The 19,186-nt window shown below is 59.7% G+C and carries 20 protein-coding genes, 1 pseudogene and 1 other annotated feature; of the genes and pseudogenes, 14 read left to right on the forward strand and 7 right to left on the reverse strand.

Features of this window, described 5'->3' with window-relative positions; all coding sequences use genetic code 11:
• Positions 1-67: 67 nt before the first annotated feature.
• The 4 genes from K8M09_RS22565 to K8M09_RS22580 all read left to right on the forward strand — a co-directional run bounded on the left by K8M09_RS22565 (position 68) and on the right by K8M09_RS22580 (position 4,204).
• The gene (locus K8M09_RS22565; protein WP_160788150.1) at positions 68-2,137 is read left to right on the forward strand and encodes an ATP-dependent helicase; all 2,070 of its coding nucleotides are present in this window, start codon (positions 68-70) and stop codon (positions 2,135-2,137) included.
• Positions 2,138-2,140: 3 nt separating this feature from the next.
• Positions 2,141-3,265, forward strand: a complete 1,125-nt coding sequence (dinB, locus tag K8M09_RS22570) for a DNA polymerase IV (RefSeq protein ID WP_160788149.1) — start codon at positions 2,141-2,143, stop codon at positions 3,263-3,265.
• Positions 3,266-3,356: 91 nt separating this feature from the next.
• On the forward strand, positions 3,357-3,947 hold the full coding sequence (locus K8M09_RS22575) for an SOS response-associated peptidase (protein ID WP_160788148.1): 591 nt from the start codon (positions 3,357-3,359) through the stop codon (positions 3,945-3,947).
• Entirely contained in the window at positions 3,947-4,204 is a 258-nt protein-coding gene (locus K8M09_RS22580) for a hypothetical protein (RefSeq protein WP_160788147.1), read from the forward strand. Before K8M09_RS22575 ends, K8M09_RS22580 begins: the two co-directional genes overlap by 1 nt.
• A 116-nt stretch (positions 4,205-4,320) precedes the next feature.
• On the opposite strand, the gene K8M09_RS22585 is transcribed toward K8M09_RS22580, so the two are convergent.
• The gene (locus K8M09_RS22585; RefSeq protein WP_229342513.1) at positions 4,321-4,644 is read right to left on the reverse strand and encodes a hypothetical protein; all 324 of its coding nucleotides are present in this window, start codon (positions 4,642-4,644) and stop codon (positions 4,321-4,323) included.
• A 71-nt stretch (positions 4,645-4,715) separates the two neighbouring features.
• Here K8M09_RS22585 and K8M09_RS22590 point away from each other — a divergent pair, with 71 nt between their 5' ends.
• Both K8M09_RS22590 and xth read left to right on the forward strand, forming a co-directional pair.
• Complete coding sequence (locus K8M09_RS22590; protein WP_160788146.1) at positions 4,716-5,144, forward strand: DUF1810 domain-containing protein; 429 nt, start codon at positions 4,716-4,718, stop codon at positions 5,142-5,144.
• 66 nt (positions 5,145-5,210) lie between these two features.
• Entirely contained in the window at positions 5,211-5,996 is a 786-nt protein-coding gene (xth, locus tag K8M09_RS22595; RefSeq protein ID WP_160788145.1) for an exodeoxyribonuclease III, read from the forward strand.
• Between the two features lie 302 nt (positions 5,997-6,298).
• Here xth and K8M09_RS22600 read toward each other — a convergent pair whose 3' ends face one another.
• Complete coding sequence (locus tag K8M09_RS22600; protein WP_229342515.1) at positions 6,299-7,405, reverse strand: type II restriction endonuclease; 1,107 nt, start codon at positions 7,403-7,405, stop codon at positions 6,299-6,301.
• A 50-nt stretch (positions 7,406-7,455) separates the two neighbouring features.
• Between K8M09_RS22600 and istA the strand changes: the two genes are divergently transcribed.
• Complete coding sequence (gene istA, locus K8M09_RS22605) at positions 7,456-8,982, forward strand: IS21 family transposase (protein ID WP_160788247.1); 1,527 nt, start codon at positions 7,456-7,458, stop codon at positions 8,980-8,982.
• Positions 8,972-9,784, forward strand: coding sequence for an IS21-like element helper ATPase IstB (gene istB / locus K8M09_RS22610; RefSeq protein ID WP_160788246.1), 813 nt, complete (start codon positions 8,972-8,974; stop codon positions 9,782-9,784). Before istA ends, istB begins: the two co-directional genes overlap by 11 nt.
• Positions 9,785-9,847: 63 nt before the next feature.
• Here istB and K8M09_RS22615 read toward each other — a convergent pair whose 3' ends face one another.
• The 4 genes from K8M09_RS22615 to K8M09_RS22630 all read right to left on the reverse strand — a co-directional run bounded on the left by K8M09_RS22615 (position 9,848) and on the right by K8M09_RS22630 (position 13,940).
• Positions 9,848-10,612 (reverse strand): hypothetical protein, encoded by a 765-nt coding sequence (locus K8M09_RS22615; RefSeq protein WP_160788238.1) that lies wholly within the window; start codon positions 10,610-10,612, stop codon positions 9,848-9,850.
• Entirely contained in the window at positions 10,606-11,613 is a 1,008-nt protein-coding gene (locus K8M09_RS22620; protein WP_160788239.1) for a MarR family transcriptional regulator, read from the reverse strand. Before K8M09_RS22620 ends, K8M09_RS22615 begins: the two co-directional genes overlap by 7 nt.
• Positions 11,614-12,423: 810 nt before the next feature.
• Entirely contained in the window at positions 12,424-12,726 is a 303-nt protein-coding gene (locus K8M09_RS22625) for a hypothetical protein (RefSeq protein WP_229342517.1), read from the reverse strand.
• Positions 12,727-12,728: 2 nt separating this feature from the next.
• Complete coding sequence (locus K8M09_RS22630) at positions 12,729-13,940, reverse strand: IS256 family transposase (protein ID WP_160788268.1); 1,212 nt, start codon at positions 13,938-13,940, stop codon at positions 12,729-12,731.
• Positions 13,941-14,095: 155 nt separating this feature from the next.
• Between K8M09_RS22630 and K8M09_RS22635 the strand changes: the two are divergent.
• The 4 genes and pseudogenes from K8M09_RS22635 to K8M09_RS22650 all read left to right on the forward strand — a co-directional run.
• Positions 14,096-14,299: pseudogene (locus K8M09_RS22635) on the forward strand (SAVED domain-containing protein); the annotation flags it as partial.
• A 101-nt stretch (positions 14,300-14,400) separates the two neighbouring features.
• Positions 14,401-14,925, forward strand: a complete 525-nt coding sequence (locus K8M09_RS22640; RefSeq protein WP_229342519.1) for a phospholipase effector Tle1 domain-containing protein — start codon at positions 14,401-14,403, stop codon at positions 14,923-14,925.
• A 12-nt stretch (positions 14,926-14,937) separates the two neighbouring features.
• Positions 14,938-16,169 (forward strand): IS3 family transposase gene (locus K8M09_RS22645; RefSeq protein ID WP_160788269.1). Its coding sequence is split into 2 segments (ribosomal slippage): positions 14,938-15,229 and positions 15,229-16,169, totalling 1,233 coding nucleotides; the frame shifts between segments, so codons are not numbered across the junction.
• Positions 15,222-15,338, forward strand: a sequence feature (AL1L pseudoknot). Its footprint overlaps the gene before it by 117 nt.
• A gap of 78 nt (positions 16,170-16,247) precedes the next feature.
• On the forward strand, positions 16,248-16,592 hold the full coding sequence (locus tag K8M09_RS22650) for a hypothetical protein (protein ID WP_229342521.1): 345 nt from the start codon (positions 16,248-16,250) through the stop codon (positions 16,590-16,592).
• Positions 16,593-16,607: 15 nt separating this feature from the next.
• On the opposite strand, the gene K8M09_RS22655 is transcribed toward K8M09_RS22650, so the two are convergent.
• Positions 16,608-17,797, reverse strand: a protein-coding gene (locus K8M09_RS22655) for an IS3 family transposase (RefSeq protein ID WP_160788271.1) whose coding sequence is annotated in 2 segments (ribosomal slippage) — positions 16,608-17,545 and positions 17,545-17,797 — 1,191 coding nt in all. Because the reading frame shifts where the segments join, the coding sequence is not laid out codon by codon here.
• Positions 17,798-17,810: 13 nt separating this feature from the next.
• Between K8M09_RS22655 and K8M09_RS22660 the strand changes: the two genes are divergently transcribed.
• Together K8M09_RS22660 and K8M09_RS22665 are read left to right on the forward strand one after the other, a co-directional pair.
• Positions 17,811-18,311, forward strand: a complete 501-nt coding sequence (locus tag K8M09_RS22660) for a type IV toxin-antitoxin system AbiEi family antitoxin domain-containing protein (RefSeq protein WP_229342523.1) — start codon at positions 17,811-17,813, stop codon at positions 18,309-18,311.
• On the forward strand, positions 18,304-19,158 hold the full coding sequence (locus tag K8M09_RS22665; RefSeq protein WP_229342524.1) for a nucleotidyl transferase AbiEii/AbiGii toxin family protein: 855 nt from the start codon (positions 18,304-18,306) through the stop codon (positions 19,156-19,158). The genes K8M09_RS22660 and K8M09_RS22665 overlap by 8 nt, the downstream gene beginning before the upstream one ends.
• Positions 19,159-19,186 lie beyond the last annotated feature (28 nt).

Genomic DNA, 19,186 nt, shown 5'->3' on the forward strand with positions numbered 1-19,186 from the left:
AGCTGCATCAAGGAGATATCCAGTGATCGGAGAGGTAGGAAATTTTTCTTAGGCATGCTGGGGACAAATGGCGGCGGCGCATCTCGAAAAACTCAACGACCGGCAACGCGAAGCCGTCGAGCACGGTATCGGCCTGCCGGACGGAAAGATCGGCGGCCCGCTGCTGATCATCGCCGGCGCTGGGAGCGGCAAGACCAACACGCTGGCACACCGCGTCGCGCATCTGATCGTCAACGGCGCCGACCCCCGCCGTATCCTGTTGATGACGTTTTCCCGGCGCGCGGCGTCGGAGATGGCGCGCCGGGTGCAGCGCATCTGCCGCCAAGTGCTGGGCGACAACGCCGCAATCCTGACCGATGCACTCGCCTGGGCGGGAACGTTCCATGGCATCGGCGCGCGGCTCTTGCGGATGTATGCCGAGCAGATCGGCCTCAGCGTCGATTTTACGATCCACGACCGCGAAGACAGCGCCGACCTGATGAATCTTGTCCGGCATGACCTTGGCTTCTCCGCCAAGCAGAGCCGGTTTCCCACCAAGGGGACTTGCATCGCGATCTATTCCCGCGTGGTCAATTCCGAGGCTTCGATCAAGGAAATCCTGAAATCCTCCTATCCCTGGGTACTCGAATGGGAGGGAGAGTTGAAGCAGCTCTTCGCCGCCTATGTTGAGGCCAAACAGACACAGAACGTCCTGGATTACGACGACCTGCTGCTCTACTGGGCGCAAATGGTTTCCGAACCCGAGCTGGCCGAGGACGTCGGCAACCGCTTCGATCACATTCTCGTCGACGAATATCAGGACACCAATCGCCTACAGGCGTCGATCCTGATGTCGCTGGCGCCCGGCGGCCGCGGCCTGACCGTCGTCGGTGACGATGCGCAATCGATCTATTCCTTTCGCGCGGCGACCATCCGCAACATCCTAGATTTCCCGAAAGAATTCTCACCCAGACCGGCGGACGTTATCACGCTCGACCGCAATTATCGTTCGACCCAGCCGATCCTGGCAGCGGCCAATGGCGTGATCGAGTTGGCAAGGGAGCGCTATACGAAAAATCTCTGGACGGACCGTGCGTCTGAGCAGCGGCCGGTGCTTGCCACGGTCAAGGATGAGATCGACCAAGCCGCCTATATCGTGGAGCAGGTGCTCGCGAACAGAGAGGTAGGCGTCACGCTGAAGCAGCAGGCCGTGCTGTTTCGAACGTCAAGCCATAGCAGCGCGCTTGAGATCGAACTCACCCGGAGAAACATCCCCTTCGTCAAATTCGGTGGCCTGAAATTTCTCGACGCGGCGCACGTCAAGGACATGCTGGCGGTCATGCGGTTTAGCCAGAACCCGCGCGACCGGGTTGCCGGCTTCAGGGTGCTGAAGCTATTGCCCGGTATCGGGCCGCAGACGGCCGGCAAGATCCTTGACACGATTGCCGCCGATCCGGAGCCGTTGCAGTCGCTCGCCGAAATCCCGCCGCCGGCGAAGACGGGCGACGACTGGCCGGCTTTCGTGACACTGGTCACCGCCCTGCGGAAAGCCGACGCAGGCTGGCCGGCGGAGATCGGCACGGTGCGGATGTGGTACGAGCCGCATCTCGACCGCATCCATGAGGATGCCGACACGCGCAAGGACGACCTGCTTCAGCTCGAGCAGATCGCCGGCGGCTATGTGAGCCGCGAACGCTTCCTCACTGAGTTGACCCTTGACCCGCCCGACGCGACCAGCGACCAGGCTGGTGTGCCGCTGCTCGACGAGGATTATCTGATCCTCTCGACGATCCATTCGGCCAAGGGCCAAGAGTGGCGCGCGGTCTTCATGCTCAATGTCGTCGACGGTTGCATACCGTCTGACCTTGGTACCGGCTCTACCCCTGAACTCGAGGAAGAACGCCGGCTGCTCTATGTCGGCATGACGCGGGCGCGCGACAACCTCACGCTGATCACGCCGCAGCGCTTCTTCACACACGGCCAGAATGCCCAGGGCGACCGCCATGTCTATGCGTCGCGAACCCGCTTCATACCGGCCACGCTCTTGCAGTTCTTCGAAACGGCAAGCTGGCCAAAGATATCGGCGGCCGCCAACGAGCAGAGCAGTCGCCAGGTTCGCGTCGATATCGGTGCGCGAATGCGCTCGATGTGGAAATGAGCGATGCAGCCCATTATTTTGGCCGAGATAGAGGAGCATAAACCGGATCGCGAAGATCGGGTCCGGCGCATCATTCATGTGGACATGGATGCGTTTTATGCCTCCGTCGAACAACGCGATAATCCCGAGCTGCGGGGCAAACCCGTTGCTGTCGGCGGCGCGGCCGCCCGCGGTGTCGTGGCGGCAGCAAGCTATGAGGCCCGTGTGTTCGGCGTGCGATCCGCTCTGCCATCGATCACCGCCAAGCGGCGCTGCCCGGGTCTGATCTTCGTTCCGCCGCGCTTCGATGTCTATCGAACCGTTTCATCGCAGATCCATGCAATCTTCGCCGAATACACTGATCTGATCGAGCCCCTGTCGCTCGACGAAGCCTATCTCGATGTCACCGACAACAAGCAGGGCATTGCCATCGCGACGGAGATCGCCACGAGGATCCGCGCCCGCATCAAGGATGTCACCGGGCTGAATGCCTCGGCCGGTATCTCGTATTGCAAGTTTCTGGCCAAGATGGCCTCCGACCTCAACAAGCCCAACGGCCAGGCGGTCATCACGCCCAAAAACGGGCCGGCTTTCGTCGAGGGGCTCGCCGTCAAGAAATTCCACGGCGTCGGGCCCGCGACTGCCGCCAAGATGGAACACCTTGGCATTCTGACCGGCGCCGATCTCAGGGCGAAGTCGCTCACCTTCCTCCAGCAGCATTTCGGGAAGTCGGGCGCCTGGTACTACAGCATCTCGCGTGGCATCGACGATCGACCGGTCCGCGCGGACCGGGAGCGCAAATCCGTCGGCGCCGAAGACACCTTCATGACCGACCTCCTCGATTTAGATGCAGCGCGTGCGGAAATCTCTCCGCTCGTCGACAAGGTCTGGCGGCACTGCGAGACCAAGAACCTGCATGGCCGCTCCGTGACCCTGAAGATCAAATACGCCGACTTCCAGATCATCACGCGGAGCAGGACCGAAGCCACCGCCTTCAGCTCGCCGGGCGAGATCGTGGCGACGGTGCAGACGCTCCTCGCCCCCTTGTTTCCAACGGCGAAAGGCATCCGCCTTCTCGGCGTGACCCTGTCCTCGTTTGGCGACGAAACTGCGAGCGGACCTGCCGATCAACTTCTGTTGGAGATTTAGGCTCACCCTGTTCTTGATCGCCGCATCGAAATCCCCAGCCGCCGCGCTAGATTATTGCCGAGCCAGAATTCGCGGAGCCGCAGGAGGGACTATGTGCAACGATTACAGGCTGATGGTCGAACTGGCCTCGGTCATTGAGGTATTCGAGCACCTCAGAATCAAGATCCGCTTCCCCGAGGGAAGGCCGAACATCGAGGCGCGCGAGGATATCAGGATCACCGACACGGCGCCCATCGTTCGCACGGTCGAAGGCGAGCGCGGGGTTGGCGAGCTTGTCCAGCGGCGATGGAGCTGGCCGGGTCCGAGCAAGAAGCCGGTCTACAATTTCCGGTCGGAGGGCCGCGAGTTCAGCTCGAACAGGGCTTTGATTTTGTGCGACGGGTTCTTCGAGTTCACGGATCCGATTGAGAAAGGGAAAAAGCGCAAGGACAAGTGGCTATTTCGGAAGGTCGGGGAGCCGCTCTTTGCCATTGCTGGCATCTGGCGCGCGACCGATAAGGTCGGTGAGGCCTTCACCATGCTCACGATGGAACCCGGTCCCGATATCGCACCCTACCACGACCGCCAGATCGTCATACTCGAGCGTGATGCCTGGACGGACTGGCTCGATCCGACCGTTTCGGCAAAATCGCTGATCAGGCCGCTTCCGGCTGGTTCGCTTTCCGTGGAGCAGGTCGGCTGATGCGCTTCGCCTTCCCGCATAGCCACGCTTTTCCCGGCGGCGAGGTCCGCGTCGAAGATGCCGAAGCGGCCGAAGGAATGTGCGTGGTCGAGTTCGGCGACGGGATCGCTATGATCGGAGAATGGCATCCGGACGGAGACCACGTTCGTCTCTCCATCCCGGCCTACCGCACTGCTCGCGGTACGGATGTCGATGCGCGCCGCTGGCGCCTGGTCAGGGACAATGCTGGATCCTGGCGCACGCGGCGATCCGTGTGACCGTACACTGCGGCGACCCCTTCCCGAAATGACGAAGGGCACTCGACCCTTTCGGGGAGCGCCCTACTAACCCGGACGGCTGCGAACGTGCGACGGATATCGTCGCTGCCGGCAGGTCATCGATGACGGGCAGTGAGCGAAAGATGGGGGAAGGCATCCGGGAAATCAAGACCGTCGGGATTGCCGGTCGCCTGAAGCGGCGCATCGAGGCACGCATCGCAGATGCCGCAGCCGTCATCGTCCATCGCCTGGCCGGCGAGACCGCAACAGACGCAGGCCGCGGCCCGCCGGGCACCCTTGCCGCACTGGCGCGGCAGCAGGATTTCTGCTGCGTCGTCAAAGAGAATGTCTATCGGAATTTCTGTCATCGCGGGCGTCTCCAACGATCCTGGGCAAGAGATAGGAGCGCCCGAAATCTTTGCAATGGTCGGTTCCGGCACCAGCGAAACCTTCTTGCCGCACGCTCGCATCGCGCTATCTGCACGCACTATCCACGCAGGTGTAGCGGTCGATGACGATGGACGATCCTTTTCAGCTCAAGCGGTTTGTCGATGCGCAGGAGCTTGTCTTTCCCGCGGCTCTTGCAGAGCTGCGCGGCGGGCGCAAGGAGAGCCATTGGATGTGGTTCATCTTTCCGCAATTGCGCGCCCTCGGCCGTTCACCGACGGCGCAGTTCTATGGAATAGCCTCGCAGGATGAAGCCCGGGCCTATCTCAAGCACCCGCTTCTGGCCCGTCGGCTGGCCCATTCGACTGATGCCGTTCTCGCCCATCACGATCGATCGCCCCATGATATCTTCGGCTCGCCCGACGATCTGAAGTTTCGCTCGTCGATGACGCTGTTCGACGCGGCTTCGGACCATAGAACCGCGCGATTTCGGATTGCCCTGGAGCGCTATTATGAGGGTGAGCTGGATCAGCGTACCCTGGAGCTTCTGTAGCGCCGGAACATTTGAAATTCCGCAATGGTTTCGTCTCGGCAAGATTGCTGCTTTGAGAGGAACCTCGTGAGGATCGCCACCTATAACGTCAATGGTATCAACGGCCGACTTCCCGTCCTGCTGCGATGGCTGAAGGAGGATGCGCCCGACATCGTCTGTCTTCAGGAACTGAAATCGCCAAACGACCGGTTTCCTCGCGCCGAACTGGAGCGTGCCGGTTATGGAGCCGTATGGCACGGCCAGAGAAGCTGGAACGGCGTAGCGATCCTCGCCAAAGGTTTGGTGCCTCTCGTGACACGCCGCGGATTGCCAGGCGATCCCGACGACACGCACAGCCGCTACATCGAAGCCGCCATCAATGGGATCCTGATCGGTTGCCTCTACCTCCCGAACGGCAATCCTGCGCCCGGCCCGAAATTCGACTACAAGCTGCGCTGGTTTAAGCGCCTGCATGCCTATGCCACCGAGCTGATCGACCTCGACATTCCGGCCCTGCTGATCGGCGACTACAATGTCATGCCGACCGATCTCGATGTCTATGCGCCGGAGCGCTGGCGCGACGATGCGCTGTTTCGCCCGGAGGTTCGCAAGGCCTATGCCGACCTCGTCGCGCAAGGATGGACCGATGCCATCCGCCATCTTCACCCCGATGAGCGGCTCTACACCTTCTGGAAATACTGGCGGAATTCCCTCGAGCGCGATGCGGGCCTGCGGATCGACCATTTCCTGCTCAGCCCGAGCGCCGCACCGTGGTTGAGATCGGCCAGCGTCCGGCGGGCACCGCGAAGCTGGGAGCACACCAGCGATCACGCCCCCGTCATGATCGAGATCGACCCGCCGGATGCGGATTAGGCGGACGGCTGCGCAACCATTCGTCTCTCGCGTGACCGCGCTGTCCGCCGTGCCTCGCGCAGCTCCTCGATGGTGGGTAGACGGGACAGAGCTTGACCTCAGCCCGCCGATTAGAGAAGCGCCGCGGCAGGCGGGATTTCGGGAGTTCTCGACACGGGCCATTCGGTAACAGGTCAGCCGCAGGAGCTTCAGCATAGCGGTCGCAAGAGGAGCGGGACCGACTGACCCCGCATGGCACGTTCCGTATACCGGGCTGTGTGAGTGTGCGACCGCACGCACTTGTTGACTTCCAAGCGAGTGGATCAGGTCTCCTGACGAGATCGCACTACAGAGATAAAGTCGGCAACATCCATCAGCCAAGCCTGCTGTGTCAGCCGGTAGGTATTGTGCAACCGCTTCGGCACGACGAGCTGCAGCTTCTTGGCCTGCATCTCGTCAGTCTGGTTTTCTGATATCCCGGGCTCAAGGGTAAGGAGATGTTTTTCCGGGATCCGGAGAGCCTCCGACAGAACCTGGCGCCAGCGATCTTTCAGCGTCGACTTGGCACCGAGCATCGTCAGCCTTGCTTCCGGATACAGCGGATCACGATACTCATTCTGCCCCGGGAACAGAAAATCGGGCTTGTTCCGGTTCTCTGTCTCCGCGCCCCGAACGTATCGAATCTGCTGCGCAGCAAAAACTGCCTCAAGATGATTTTCGAGAGCCTGTCCCGCCCGCGCCTTTCGTCGGTTCTGTACGCTCAACGAAAACGCCAGAAATCCTTCAACGTCTGCGTCGCCAAGCGCACCAAAGCCGCTGCCAATACGTGCGGCGACGATGCGCCGTTCCAGCCTTTTGAAAAGCTGCTCCTCGCGATCCATCCATGAGATCAGCGCAAGGTCCGGACTATCTGCAGCCGAAACCTCGGGCATCGATGTCCGCGCAAGCTCCGAAAACACACGTGTTTTCGGGAAGTCGAGACCAAAGCGTTCGATAAGGCTATCGAGCCGATCGGCTTCAGGCTCCTCCGGCTCGATCCCCAGCTCATCAAGAATATAGCGCGCTGCAAAATCGAGTTCGGCGTTATGTGCGCCATCGATCTCCTGGAATGTGAAGGCGAATTCGGGCTGCTCCTCCAAGGCGAATAACCAGACGAGCTGGTTCTGGATTGTAGCAGAGGGCGTTACAACGACGAGGATCGAGCCATCTTGCTGCAAGGCCAGAAACAGCATGTCGCCAGGCTGCATCAGTTCGGTGACGGCGTTTGAGGAATAGTAGAGGTGGTACTCCGGTGCGCGCGGCTTTCCTTTGCGGACATTAGACCAGCTCATGAAGCCTTCTTCCGCCAAGGCTTCCTGCTCGCCGGATTGTTGATTGCCACTGAGAACTGACCCGGCGTGGCCTGATATTTCCATTGAGAATTGACCCATGTTCCAACCTTCCCTCGCATGTTTTCAGCGGGGGCTATGGAGTGATCGACATGGCGTTATTGAGCGTGATCCGACGCTGGCATTTTCGAGAAGAACTATCGATCCGGGAGATTTGCCGCAGGACTGGCCTGTCCCGGAATACCATCCGCAAATACCTGCGCCTGGACGGCGTGGAGCCGAAGTTCAAAGTCCCGGAGCGGCCAAGCAAGCTTGATCCTTTTGCTGATCGGTTGTCTGCCTGGCTGAAGAGCGAATCCAAGAAGAACCGCAAGCAGAAGCGGACGATGAAGCAGTTGCATGCCGATCTGATGAGCCTTGGCTACGAGGGCTCCTACAATCGGGTTGCGGCATTTGCTCGGGAATGGCGTGATGATCGGCAGAGAGAATTGCAGACGACGGGCCGCGGGACATATGTGCCCCTGGCGTTTGACCCCGGCGAAGCCTTCCAGTTCGATTGGTCGGAAGATTGGGCCATCATCGGCAATGAGCGCACCAAACTGCAGGTGGCGCACACGAAGCTGAGCTACAGCCGCGCCTTCATCGTTCGGGCCTATCTCCTGCAGACGCATGAGATGCTGTTCGATGCCCATAATCATGCATTCCGGGTCTTCGGCGGCATCCCCGGCCGCGGAATCTACGACAACATGCGCACGGCGATCGACAAGGTCGGCCGCGGGAAAGAGCGCGACGTCAATGTCCGTTTCCTGGCGATGGCCAGTCACTACGTATTCGAGCCGGAGTTCTGCAATCCCGCGTCTGGTTGGGAGAAAGGGCAGGTCGAGAAGAATGTTCAGGATGCGCGTCATCGCTTCTTCCAACCTGTTCCGCGCTTTCCATCATTGGATGCCCTGAACGACTGGCTGGAGCTTCGGTGCAAGGAATTCTGGGCAAAGACCCCACACGGACAGATGCGCGGCACCATTGCCGACATCTGGGCTGAGGAAGCTTTGGCATTGATGCCTGTTACCCGTCCGTTCGACGGCTTCGTGGAGTATACGAAGCGGGTCACGCCAACCTGCCTCGTCCATCTGGAGCGCAATCGCTACAGCGTGCCGGCATCCTTCGCCAATCGACCGGTGAGCCTGCGGGTCTATCCGGATCGTGTCGTGGTTGCTGCGGAAGGCCAGATCGTCTGCGAGCATCGTCGCGTCATCGATCGCTCTCACGACCGACCGGGACAGACGATCTACGACTGGCGGCACTATCTGGCGGTCGTGCAACGCAAGCCAGGCGCGCTTCGCAACGGTGCACCCTTTGCCGAGCTACCGGACGCGTTCCGGACCTTGCAGCAATACCTCCTGAAGAAGCCGGGTGGCGACCGCGAGATGGTCGATATCCTGGCCCTTGTTCTCCAGCACGACGAACAGGCCGTGCTATCGGCGGTCGACATGGCGCTGAAGTCCGGCGTCCCCACGAAGACCCACGTGCTGAACCTGCTGCATCGCCTCGTCGACGGCAAATCCTTCACACCGCCCACCATCGATGCACCTCAGGCCCTGACGCTCGTCAACGAGCCCAAGGCCAATGTCGAACGATACGATGCGCTGAGAAAGACGGAGGCCCGCCATGCGTCATAATCCAGCAAGCGGCGCTGTCGTCATCATGCTGCGGCAACTGAAGATGCACGGCATGGCCCAGGCCGTCGGCGAACTCACCGAGCAGGGATCGCCGGCATTCGAGGCGGCAATCCCGATCCTGTCGCAGCTCCTCAAGGCGGAGACCGCGGAACGTGAAGTTCGATCGACGGCCTACCAGCTCAAGACGGCACGCTTTCCAGCCTATCGTGACCTGAACGGCTTCGACTTCACCAGCAGTGAGATCAACGAGGCGCTGGCCCGTCAGCTTCATCGCTGCGACTTCCTGGACGACGCCAACAACATTGTCCTGGTCGGCGGTCCCGGCACGGGCAAGACGCATATCGCCACGGCCATCGGTGTCCAGGCCATCGAACATCATCACAAGCGGGTTCGGTTCTTCTCGACCGTGGAACTGGTCAACGCGCTCGAGCAGGAGAAGTCCCAAGGTCGCTCAGGCCAGATCGCCAACCGCCTGGCACACTCCGATCTCGTCATCCTCGACGAGCTCGGTTATCTGCCGTTCAGTGCTTCAGGCGGTGCGATGCTGTTCCATCTGCTGAGCAAGCTCTATGAGCACACGAGCGTCATCATCACCACCAACCTGAGCTTCAGCGAATGGGCCAGTGTCTTCGGCGATGCCAAGATGACAACCGCGCTGCTCGACCGGCTCACCCATCATTGCCACATCCTCGAGACCGGCAACGACAGCTTCCGCTTCAAGAACAGCTCCGCGCACGACACCAAAACGACAAAGGAGAAAACGAGGAACTTGACCACGACCGCAGAGCCGAAACATACCTAATAAGCGGGTCAATTCTCGGTGGAAACGCCGGGTCAGTTCTCAGTGGCAATCAACAGGCGGAGATCATACTCCGGTCAGCCTGTAAGCCGTCCGCAGAAGGGCGATGGCTTCGTCCCGGCTAAGCGAAACGTCGAAGGCTTTCGGGTCAAGCGTTTCATCTGCCTGAGCGAGATCGAGGAAGCGCTGCATGTCCGCCTGAATTTGATCCGGGAAAGCGATCGAGGCGCTGCGGGGTAGGAGTTGCGCCAGCCTGAACACGTCGTTGCGGTGCTTTCTGATGTTCTTGCTGTCGATCTTTTCGCCTGATGCAGCCCGCGCGCCAAGGTCAAGAAAGGCGCGCGCCTTGAAGGGGATGAGGAGCGTCTCGTCGACGATGGTGACCGAACCAATCTTTCGTTTCGCCGACTGCAGCGCGTCGTAGTAACTGTCATCGAGCAGAATGGCGGAAAGGCTGACGACGTCCTCTTCGACCGGTATCGGCGTGAGCTCGGCATCCTCGGGAAGTTCGAGTGTGCCGGGTTTGCGGGCGAACAGCTCGATCATGAACGGGAAGTCCGCGGTCGAGGGCTTATGGAACCGATAGAATTCCTTGTCGCCGGTGCTGCGTTCGCGGGCCTGATAGCCGCCGGCATCCAGAAAGGCCCGAAAGGCTTTGCCGAAGGCGATATCGACCACCTCGACGCAGAGCACCATGTCGATGTCTTTGGTTGCCCTGAAATCCAGACCTGCCTCGCCGAACAACAGGTCGCACGCCGCTCCGCCGATAATGGCGTAGCGATCCTCATAGTCTGCGAAATATTCCCGAAACTTGTCGATGCCGGTCAGCAAGGCAGGGTCTCCAACAGTTGTTCCGCCGCCATGGCGATGCGCTCGTCGCGATGGTTGTGGAATTGTGCATATAAGGAGAGGGGGTCCACGGTATCGGCATCTGACAGCGCCGCCGGATCATAGGACCATGTTTCGATGCGGTAGACGGCTTCGTCCCGTCCGGTCTCGACGAGACCGAGCGATTGCGAGATCGCTTTCCAGTCGGCTGCCGGTACGGCGAATGTGTCGATCCGGGGATGCCCGAGTTCGGTCAGCCGTGATAACGCGGATTCTCCGGCGAGTTTGAAGGAAGTCATCGGCGCTTTGCAGCGCACGAATTTAACGGCCCGCACCGGCGTGCGCAGGTACGGCGTTGCCTCGGTCAGCAGCTCGCGCCCGCTCGCCTTGAACCGGATATGGCGTTCCCTCCCCTCTCTGACCGTATCGGCGAGACCGGCGGCGACCAGGTCGTCGAATGCACGGCCGATCGACATCGCCGAGTAGTGCAGACGCTCGGCCAGGAGTGAGGGCGTGGGCATCGCCTGATCCGGGTGCAGGGTGTGATGGAAAAGCACCGCCTGGGCCGCGGGCGAAAGGCCGTCAGTCCTGTGCTGCCGAGGCGCGCGGAAATGTTCACGCAAATCGATAGCAAGATCCGGCAGGTAGAGCTGGTTGCCTGGAACGATGAACGGAACACCCTGGCCGATCAGGCGTGCGCGATTGTAGGCGCTGAGGGTGTCGGTGGCGAAAGCCACGATCGAGCCGGTGGCGTTGCGGACAATACCGACGTGTTTGGCGATGTCGGCCGGTGTACCCTCGCCGTCGAGCCTGGCCATGATGATGCAGCGCCGACCAAGGATCTGCGCCTCAAGGAGGAGGTAGGTCCGGTCGATGAAAGCTGGTATGTTGGTCACGGCCTTGGCGGGGCGGATATCCACCTGCCCATGCAGCAACTCTCCCAGATAGCGCTCAAGCTTTCGGGGGAACTGCGCGGAGAAATCGCCGGTGTCCGTTTCTAACATTGTTTCGCACGATAACAGTAACGATGTTAATATGCAATGATGCTGTTATCATTGTTGCCCTGAAGCTTCGCCTTGGACGGAAGAAGCGGCAATGACGGATGTAACTGCTTGAAACGAGAGCGTTTCAGCAGAGGAGACGAACGTCGCGCTGATCGACTGAAACGACGGGGTCCGGCGTTGTGGTCGACGTGTATGCTCATCAGCAAGAAGGGTGGCATCTCTGCCGCCCCTCTTTTGACCCACGGAAACGAGGGCTTTTTCTTCAGAGCCGCCTACAGGGCGGTAAAGTTGTCACCCCCTGCCCTGCCGGAAATCCAGCAGGACGGAGCAGTACCCCTTCCCGTGAAGGAAGGAGCCCCTGCGTTTGCAGGGAGTAATCCCTCAAGGGGAAACATAACAGAAACGCCAGACCTTTCGGCCAGTCTATTTCCAAGCCCTCATGGGGCAACATAACCAGAGATGGGTGGGTTTTAAAAACAGAGAAGCGGCTTGCTTTCCGCTTTTGTTTCTAACCATCTCCGATAATTCAAAGGTAATATTTGATTTCGCCGACGTCAATGGCAGGTCAGTATTTTTTCTTGAGCAAAGCAATATTTCTGAAAATAATAAATTTCATTTTGAAAATTGTTATTACGCTTGTTTGGAAAAATACCATTCAATCCCGTTGGAGGCAGGGATTCCCATCTGTTTCCACATCATGCATCGGACACTTCCTTCCTCCACTCACGAATGAAGTCTCCCACGGTGGTGTCAGCGCGGCTATGGCTGGCGAGGCAGAGGCGGCCCCTCCTTGCCGATGCCGTCGTGCCCTCAAGGTACCCCAGCCATTTCCAGCGCAGCGCCCGCAAGCATATCCGCGAGCACGACGTGCCCGGCGGGCCGGATATAGCGTCCGGCCACAGCCTCTTCATATCCCTGCCAGCCACTCTCCGCCGCATGCCTGGAGAGGAGGTCGACGACGGCGATCGGCGGATCGCTGTTCGCCCGCCCACGAAACTGCCGGACAACATTCTCCCTGAGTTCCAGTATCGCCAGTGGTACCCCTTTGGGATTGCGTACAGAGATAGCGTCCGTCAAGTTGGTGTAATTTCGGGTGTAGGACCGGGCCGTCATGATCAGGCGGCTCTGGGTGTAATCTGAAGTGTAGTTTCCTCTTCGATTGTTGGTGGGTTTAGCTCGGCCATTGCCTCGACCTGCATGTATCGGCTCAGGAGCTGCCATTCGTCGTTGGCTTCGAGCAGAACCGCGCCGATGAGGCGAACGATGCTGTCCTCGTTGGGGAAGATGCCGACGACATCGGCACGGCGCTTGACCTCCTTGTTGAGGCGTTCGAGTGGATTCGTTGAATGTAATTTCGTGCGGTGCTGGGCGGGGAAGGCCATGTAGGCCAGCACGTCGGCTTCGGCATTGTCCATGAAGGTACCGAGCTTGGGCCATCTGGCGCGGAGCTGGTCGGCGACATGCCGCCAGGTCTGCACGGCATTGTCATGGTCGGGCTGGATGAAAGCCTGACGGATCGCGGCGGCGACCATGGTGTGCTGGCCCTTGGGAACGTAGGCCAGCGCATTGCGTGTCGCATGAACACGGCAGCGCTGCCATGTCGCGCTGAGGATACGGGTAATGGCCGCTTTCAGCCCTTCATGGGCATCGGAGATGACCAGCTTGACGCCGGTGAGGCCTCGGCGGACCAGATCACGCAGGAAGCTCGTCCAGAACGGCTCGGCTTCGGAGGGGCCGATGTGCAGGCCGACAATCTCCCTCTTCCCGTCCGTGTTGACCGCCACCGCGATTATCGCCGCCACCGACACGATGCGACCGCCCTCACGCACCTTCAGATAGGTGGCGTCGAGCCAGAGGTATGGCCAGTCACCGGAAAGGGGGCGCTTGAGGAAGGCGTTCACCCGCTCGTCGATATCCTTGCACAGCTTGGAGACGGAGGATTTGGAGATGCCGGTCATGCCCATGGCCTGCACCAGCTCATCGACCTTGCGCGTCGAGACGCCGTTGATCCACGCCTCCTGGATCACGGCCACCAGCGCCTTCTCCACCATCTTCCTCGGCTCCAGAAAGCCGGGAAAGTAGGCTCCCTGTCGCATCTTCGGTATCTTCAGGTTCAGCGTGCCGAGCCGGGTGTCGAGCGAGCGGTCGCGGTAGCCGTTGCGCCATGTCTGGCGGCTGTCGCCACGTTCATAGCGCCCAGCGCCGATCAGGCCATCAACATCGGCTTCCATGATCAGTTGCAGCACGCTTTCGGCAATCGTGCGCAGAAAATCGCTATCGCCACTCTTCGCGGCAAGCTCGGAAAGAGCTAATCTGTCGTCGGTCATCGGGGTTCCTTTCGGCTGGTTGAAGCTTTGCAACTCCACCTTCTCCGACAGGCCCGGTGCCCACCTTGCGCTCAACGAATTCGGCAGCTCATTCTCCACCGCCGTTTCCACCTCAATGCGCCTCCGAAATTACACCACGTGCGCGGACGCTACCCTTTCGCCAGGAACTGAGACGGCTTTTTGACAGAATAAAGTCAGTGCACGGAGAAGGGGCAACGATAAACGTTTTTCCCGCCTTGCCGGTCTCTGCGGCGGTGGAACTGGGGCGCGTGTGGATGCCAAAGGCGGATCTGCCAATGATCGTTTTTGACCAGAATCGGCGTGTCGGTGGTTTCGCATCGGCTCTGCGGATCCAGTGACAGGCCGCTGAGCCTATCAAAACAAGCCTCAACTAGCGTGCGCGAACTAGTTGAAGAGGTTGCTATCTGTGGTAGGTTCTGACGGGGCGAGGTGAGTAGCGATGGCCAAGAACATCGTCGTCTGCTGTGACGGAACTGGCAACGAAATCGGCGTGAACATGTCCAATGTTCTCAAGCTGTATAGGATGCTTGAGAAGGACGACGGTCAAATTGTGTATTATGACCCCGGCGTTGGAACCTTGGGTCAACGAAAGACCTGGGGGAGAATTAGCCAGAACGCAAAAGGCGTTCTGGGGCTAACCACCGGCTATGGCCTGGACGACGACGTGTTGGGCGCCTATCGCTTCTTGGCTGAACATTACAGCGAAGGCGACCAGGTATTTCTTTTCGGCTTCAGCCGCGGGGCTTACAGCGTCCGTGTCCTTGGTGGTTTTATTCACCTCCTCGGTCTATTGCGCCCAGACCAATTGAACTACGTCGGCTATGCGTTCGCCGCTTACAAGCGCGCCGCCATGGATGGGGAGGATCTTTCGGTAGCTTGGCACTTCCGAAGAATTGTCGGCGGCCAGACGGTACCGATCAAGTTCCTGAACCGCCCCGGCTTTGCCGGAGACCCCAACTCGTGAGAAGTAGGGTCTATGACAAGCAAGACGACGAACAAATTTTCTTCTGAAGTCCGCGCCCGCGCCGTTCGAATGGTGGCCGATCATGAAGCCGAACATCCTTCCCGGTGGGCGGCTGTATCTTCCATAGCGGCCAAGATCGGTTGCTCGGCGCATACGCTCAATGAATGGGTGAAGAAGGCCGAGGTCGACAGCGGCAAGCGTGCAGGTTTGCCGAGTGACGTGGCGGAGAAGATAAAGGCTTTGGAGCGGGAGAACCGGGAGCTTCGTCAGGCGAATGAGATTTTACGCAAGGCCTCTGCGTATTTTGCCCAGGCGGAGCTCGACCGCCCACTGAAGCGATGATTTCCTTCATCGATGCACACCGCTCGGTGCTCGGGGTCGAGCCGATCTGCAGGCTGCTGCCGATTGCCCCGTCCACCTACTATGAGGTCGTTGCCAAACGCACGGACGTGGACCGCCTATCGGCCCGCACCCGACGCGACATGGCCCTGAAGATCGAGATACGCCGGGTGTTCAACGAGAACTTCCAGGTCTATGGCGTGCGCAAAGTCTGGCGGCAGTTGCAGCGAGAAGGTTACGACGTTGCCCGCTGCACCGTCGCTCGGCTTATGAGAATGATGGGGCTTCAAGGCGTCATTCGCGGCAAGCCAGTCAAAACCACCGTGTCGGACAAGTCCGCTCCATGCCCGCTAGACCGGGTGAACCGACAGTTCTTCGCTCCCGCGCCGAACATGCTGTGGTTATCCGATTTCACCTATGTCGCGACTTGGCAGGGCTTCGTTTACGTGGCCTTCGTCATTGATGCCTTCGCTCGCCGTATCGTGGGTTGGCGGGCAAGCCGGGCGGCCCATGCGGGCTTTTTGCTTGATGCCCTCGACCAGGCGCTTCATGATCGGCGGCCCGTCAAACGCAGTGGGCTGGTTCATCATTCCGACCGCGGCTCGCAATACGTATCCATTCGCTATTCCGAACGGCTGGCGGAGGCAGGCATCGAGCCGTCTGTCGGAAGCGTTGGTGATAGTTACGACAATGCTCTCGCCGAAACGATCAACGGTCTTTACAAGGCCGAGGTCATCCATCGGCGAGGACCATGGCGCAACTTCGAAGCCGTGGAGTTCGCCACGCTCGAATGGGTCGATTGGTTCAACAACCGCCGCCTTCTGGAGCCCATCGGCAACATACCGCCAGCCGAGGCCGAAGAACGATACTACGCCATGCTGGACGCACCAGCCATGGCCGCATAACTTAAGCCAAACGGTCTCCGGTAAAGCCGGGGCGGTTCAGGCCAGCAAACCGGGTGGCTCGTTTGCGACGATGGCGCGATGGAATCTGCGGATTTCATCCACGTCAACGACGTAAGCGACCCGCCTGAGCTCACCCTGATCCACGTGAAGGGCAGCGGTTCCAACAATGCCAATCGGGTGCTTTCCGTTTCTGACTATGAGGTCGTCGTCGGGCAGGCCATCAAGAATCTGCGCCACATCGATCGTGGGTTGCTAAGAGAAAAGCTGGCAGCGAACGCCGAAGGGGTGCTCCAGAATGCAGTTTGGTACAATGGACAAAGCCAAGAAAATAGGGAAGCATTGCTCGTAATGCTCGATGGCTTAGGCTCCAACCTGAAAACGAAAGTGGTTGTGTTTCAGCCGCGTGTCCGTCGTTCTGTCTGACCTGCCACTGAAGTTTCATCCGGCTGCGATTAGAGCCTCGGCGGTTTTTGATACGCCACATGGCGCGGTGGTAGCAACCGGCGGAAATGCGAAGCTTCCATATTGCGTAGCGTTGGAGCCGGTTGTGGCGATGATCCCTGCATAGTCCGCTGGGGTCTGGTAGCCGAGCGATGAGTGCGGCCGGAAATTGTTGTAGTCGTCGGCCCATTCCGCAATGGCGCTACGGGCATGATCAAGACCGAAGAACAGGCTCTCGTTGAGCAACTCATCGCGCATGCGGCCGTTGAAGCTCTCGACATAGCCGTTTTGCATTGGCTTTCCCGGTGCGATGTAGTGCCACTCGACCTTGTGATCCTTCGACCAGGCGAGGATGGCATTCGAGGTCAGTTCTGTCCCGTTGTCTGAGACAATCATGCCCGGCTTGCCTCGTCGCTCGATAAGCGTCGTCAGTTCTCGCGCGACGCGGCGACCGGAGATCGATGTATCCGGGATCGCTGCCAGGCATTCGCGCGTGACGTCGTCAACCACATTGAGGATGCGGAAGCGCCTGCCGCAAGCGAATTGATCGTGGACGAAATCCAGAGACCAGCGGGCATTGGCCTTTGCTACGACGAGGATCGGCGCACGCGTGCCAACAGCACGACGCCTGGCTTTCCGCTTGCGCACGGAAAGACCTTCCTCGCGGTAGAGCCGGTAGATGCGATTGACACCGGACGGCTCTCCGTCTCGTCGAAGCAAGATGAACAATCGACGATAGCCGAACCGGCGACGCTCCTTGGCCAGATCGCGCAACTTCGCTCGCAGCTCGATCTCCGGCGGTCGTGTGGATCGATAGCGGATCGTCTTTCGGTCGGCAGATATGATCTGGCAGGCCCGCCGTTCCGAAAGCCCCATTGTGACCTTCAGATGCGCGACGGCTTCACGCTTGGCGGCAGGCCCTACCATTTTTTTCCGAGAAGCTCACGAAGAGCGGCAACATCCAACATCTGCTCGGCCAGCAGTTTCTTGAGCTTGGCATTCTCGTCCTCAAGCGCCTTCAAACGTTTGGCCTCCGACACCTCCATGCCGCCGTATTTGGCCTTCCAGTTGTAAAAGGTAGCCTCGGAAATCCCGTGCTTGCGGCAAAGATCAGCGGCCTTAACGCCCGCCTCCTGCTCCTTCAGCACCCCAATAATCTGCTCTTCCGTAAATCTCTGCTTCTTCATAAGTCCGTCCTCAATGGGCCGAACTCTAATCCATTCTGGAGGAAATTCTCAGTGGCAGGTCACCGATGCCGAGCTCGATGCCAACCATAGCCTGGCAGAGATCGCCAAGCGTGTTCCGAAAGCCGTTGTCTGCCTTGTTTCAGCTCTCGCATTCCACGGTCTGACCGATCAGCTGCCGAGACACGTGTGGCTTGCCATAGGCCGCAAAGATTGGGCGCCAAAACCAGATGGCACACCAATTCGCATCGTGCGTTTCACGGAAAGCCTGCTCAACGAAAGCGTCGAAACCCATGTCATTGAAGGCGTTCCTGTGAAGGTCTTTGAGATCGCCAAAACAATTGCCGATTGCTTCCGCTATCGCAGCAAGATCGGCCTTTCTGTGGCGATTGAGGGGCTGCAGGAAGCGCTGCGGCAGCGCAAGACCACGCCCAGCGAAATTGCCAATCAGGCCGAACGTGGTGGTGTTGGCACCGTGATCCGCCCCTATATCGAGGCACTGACCGCCAATGGCTAAGGAAGTCAGAAATGTTGGCGCCTCGGTGCGCGCCCGCCTGTTGCAACTCGCCAAGACAAGCGGACAAAGCTTCGATCTGGTCCTGACGCGGTTTGCCCTTGAGCGGTTACTGTTCCGGCTCAGCCGGTCACCCCATGCCGGTCGTTTCGTGCTGAAGGGCGCCATGCTGATGATGAGCTGGTTCGAGGATCCGCACCGCGGCACGCGCGACCTCGACCTTCTGGGCTTTGGTAATCCCGAACCGGACCCGATGCTGGAGACATTTCGGGAAATCCTGGCGCAAGAGGTTGACGATGGCGTCATGTTCGATGCCGACACCCTGCGGGTGGATCGCATCCGTGAGGAGCTGGAATATGGTGGGCTCCGGCTACGGGCGGTCGCTTCGATCAGCGGCGCCCGGATCAACCTGACGATCGACATCGGCTTTGGCGATGCGCTAGAGCCTGGGGCGGAGATGTTGGACTATCCTTCAATGCTGAATTTCCCAGCGCCACGACTCCGGGCCTATGCGCGGGAGACGGTCATCGCCGAGAAGTTCCAGGCGATGGTCATGCTCGGGCGTGTGAACAGCCGGATGAAGGACTTCTATGACATCTGGATTCTCAGCAGGTCTTTTGATTTCGATGATGACAGGCTGGCGCGCGCAATCGCCGCCACCTTCGAGCGCCGCGAAACGCCGATCCCTGAAGACCTACCGGATGCTTTGACGGATGCTTTTGCTAAGGACGAGCAAAAGCAACGGCAATGGCGCGCTTTTGTCGAAGGCGTTGCGCACAATCCGGGTGAGAGCGGCGGTGCAAAAGTCGGCCACGGTAGCGGCGGAATAATCCAGCCGCGGGCGGAGTAAAATCCGGCCACCTATTTCCTTTCTGCAA

This window comes from Shinella zoogloeoides, assembly GCF_020883495.1.
In the GTDB taxonomy this organism is placed as follows: Bacteria; Pseudomonadota; Alphaproteobacteria; order Rhizobiales; family Rhizobiaceae; genus Shinella; species Shinella zoogloeoides.

Coding starts and splice junctions, on each gene's coding strand:
- istB (WP_160788246.1), top strand. CDS start 8,972: ATGCGTCATAATCCAGCAAGCGGCGCTGTCGTCATCATGCTGCGGCAA.
- K8M09_RS22625 (WP_229342517.1), bottom strand. CDS start 12,726: ATGACGGCCCGGTCCTACACCCGAAATTACACCAACTTGACGGACGCT.
- K8M09_RS22620 (WP_160788239.1), bottom strand. CDS start 11,613: ATGTTAGAAACGGACACCGGCGATTTCTCCGCGCAGTTCCCCCGAAAG.
- K8M09_RS22590 (WP_160788146.1), top strand. CDS start 4,716: ATGACGATGGACGATCCTTTTCAGCTCAAGCGGTTTGTCGATGCGCAG.
- K8M09_RS22565 (WP_160788150.1), top strand. CDS start 68: ATGGCGGCGGCGCATCTCGAAAAACTCAACGACCGGCAACGCGAAGCC.
- dinB (WP_160788149.1), top strand. CDS start 2,141: ATGCAGCCCATTATTTTGGCCGAGATAGAGGAGCATAAACCGGATCGC.
- K8M09_RS22580 (WP_160788147.1), top strand. CDS start 3,947: ATGCGCTTCGCCTTCCCGCATAGCCACGCTTTTCCCGGCGGCGAGGTC.
- K8M09_RS22630 (WP_160788268.1), bottom strand. CDS start 13,940: ATGACCGACGACAGATTAGCTCTTTCCGAGCTTGCCGCGAAGAGTGGC.
- istA (WP_160788247.1), top strand. CDS start 7,456: ATGGCGTTATTGAGCGTGATCCGACGCTGGCATTTTCGAGAAGAACTA.
- K8M09_RS22665 (WP_229342524.1), top strand. CDS start 18,304: ATGGCTAAGGAAGTCAGAAATGTTGGCGCCTCGGTGCGCGCCCGCCTG.
- K8M09_RS22600 (WP_229342515.1), bottom strand. CDS start 7,405: ATGGGTCAATTCTCAATGGAAATATCAGGCCACGCCGGGTCAGTTCTC.
- K8M09_RS22650 (WP_229342521.1), top strand. CDS start 16,248: ATGGAATCTGCGGATTTCATCCACGTCAACGACGTAAGCGACCCGCCT.
- K8M09_RS22640 (WP_229342519.1), top strand. CDS start 14,401: ATGGCCAAGAACATCGTCGTCTGCTGTGACGGAACTGGCAACGAAATC.
- K8M09_RS22575 (WP_160788148.1), top strand. CDS start 3,357: ATGTGCAACGATTACAGGCTGATGGTCGAACTGGCCTCGGTCATTGAG.
- K8M09_RS22660 (WP_229342523.1), top strand. CDS start 17,811: ATGGGCCGAACTCTAATCCATTCTGGAGGAAATTCTCAGTGGCAGGTC.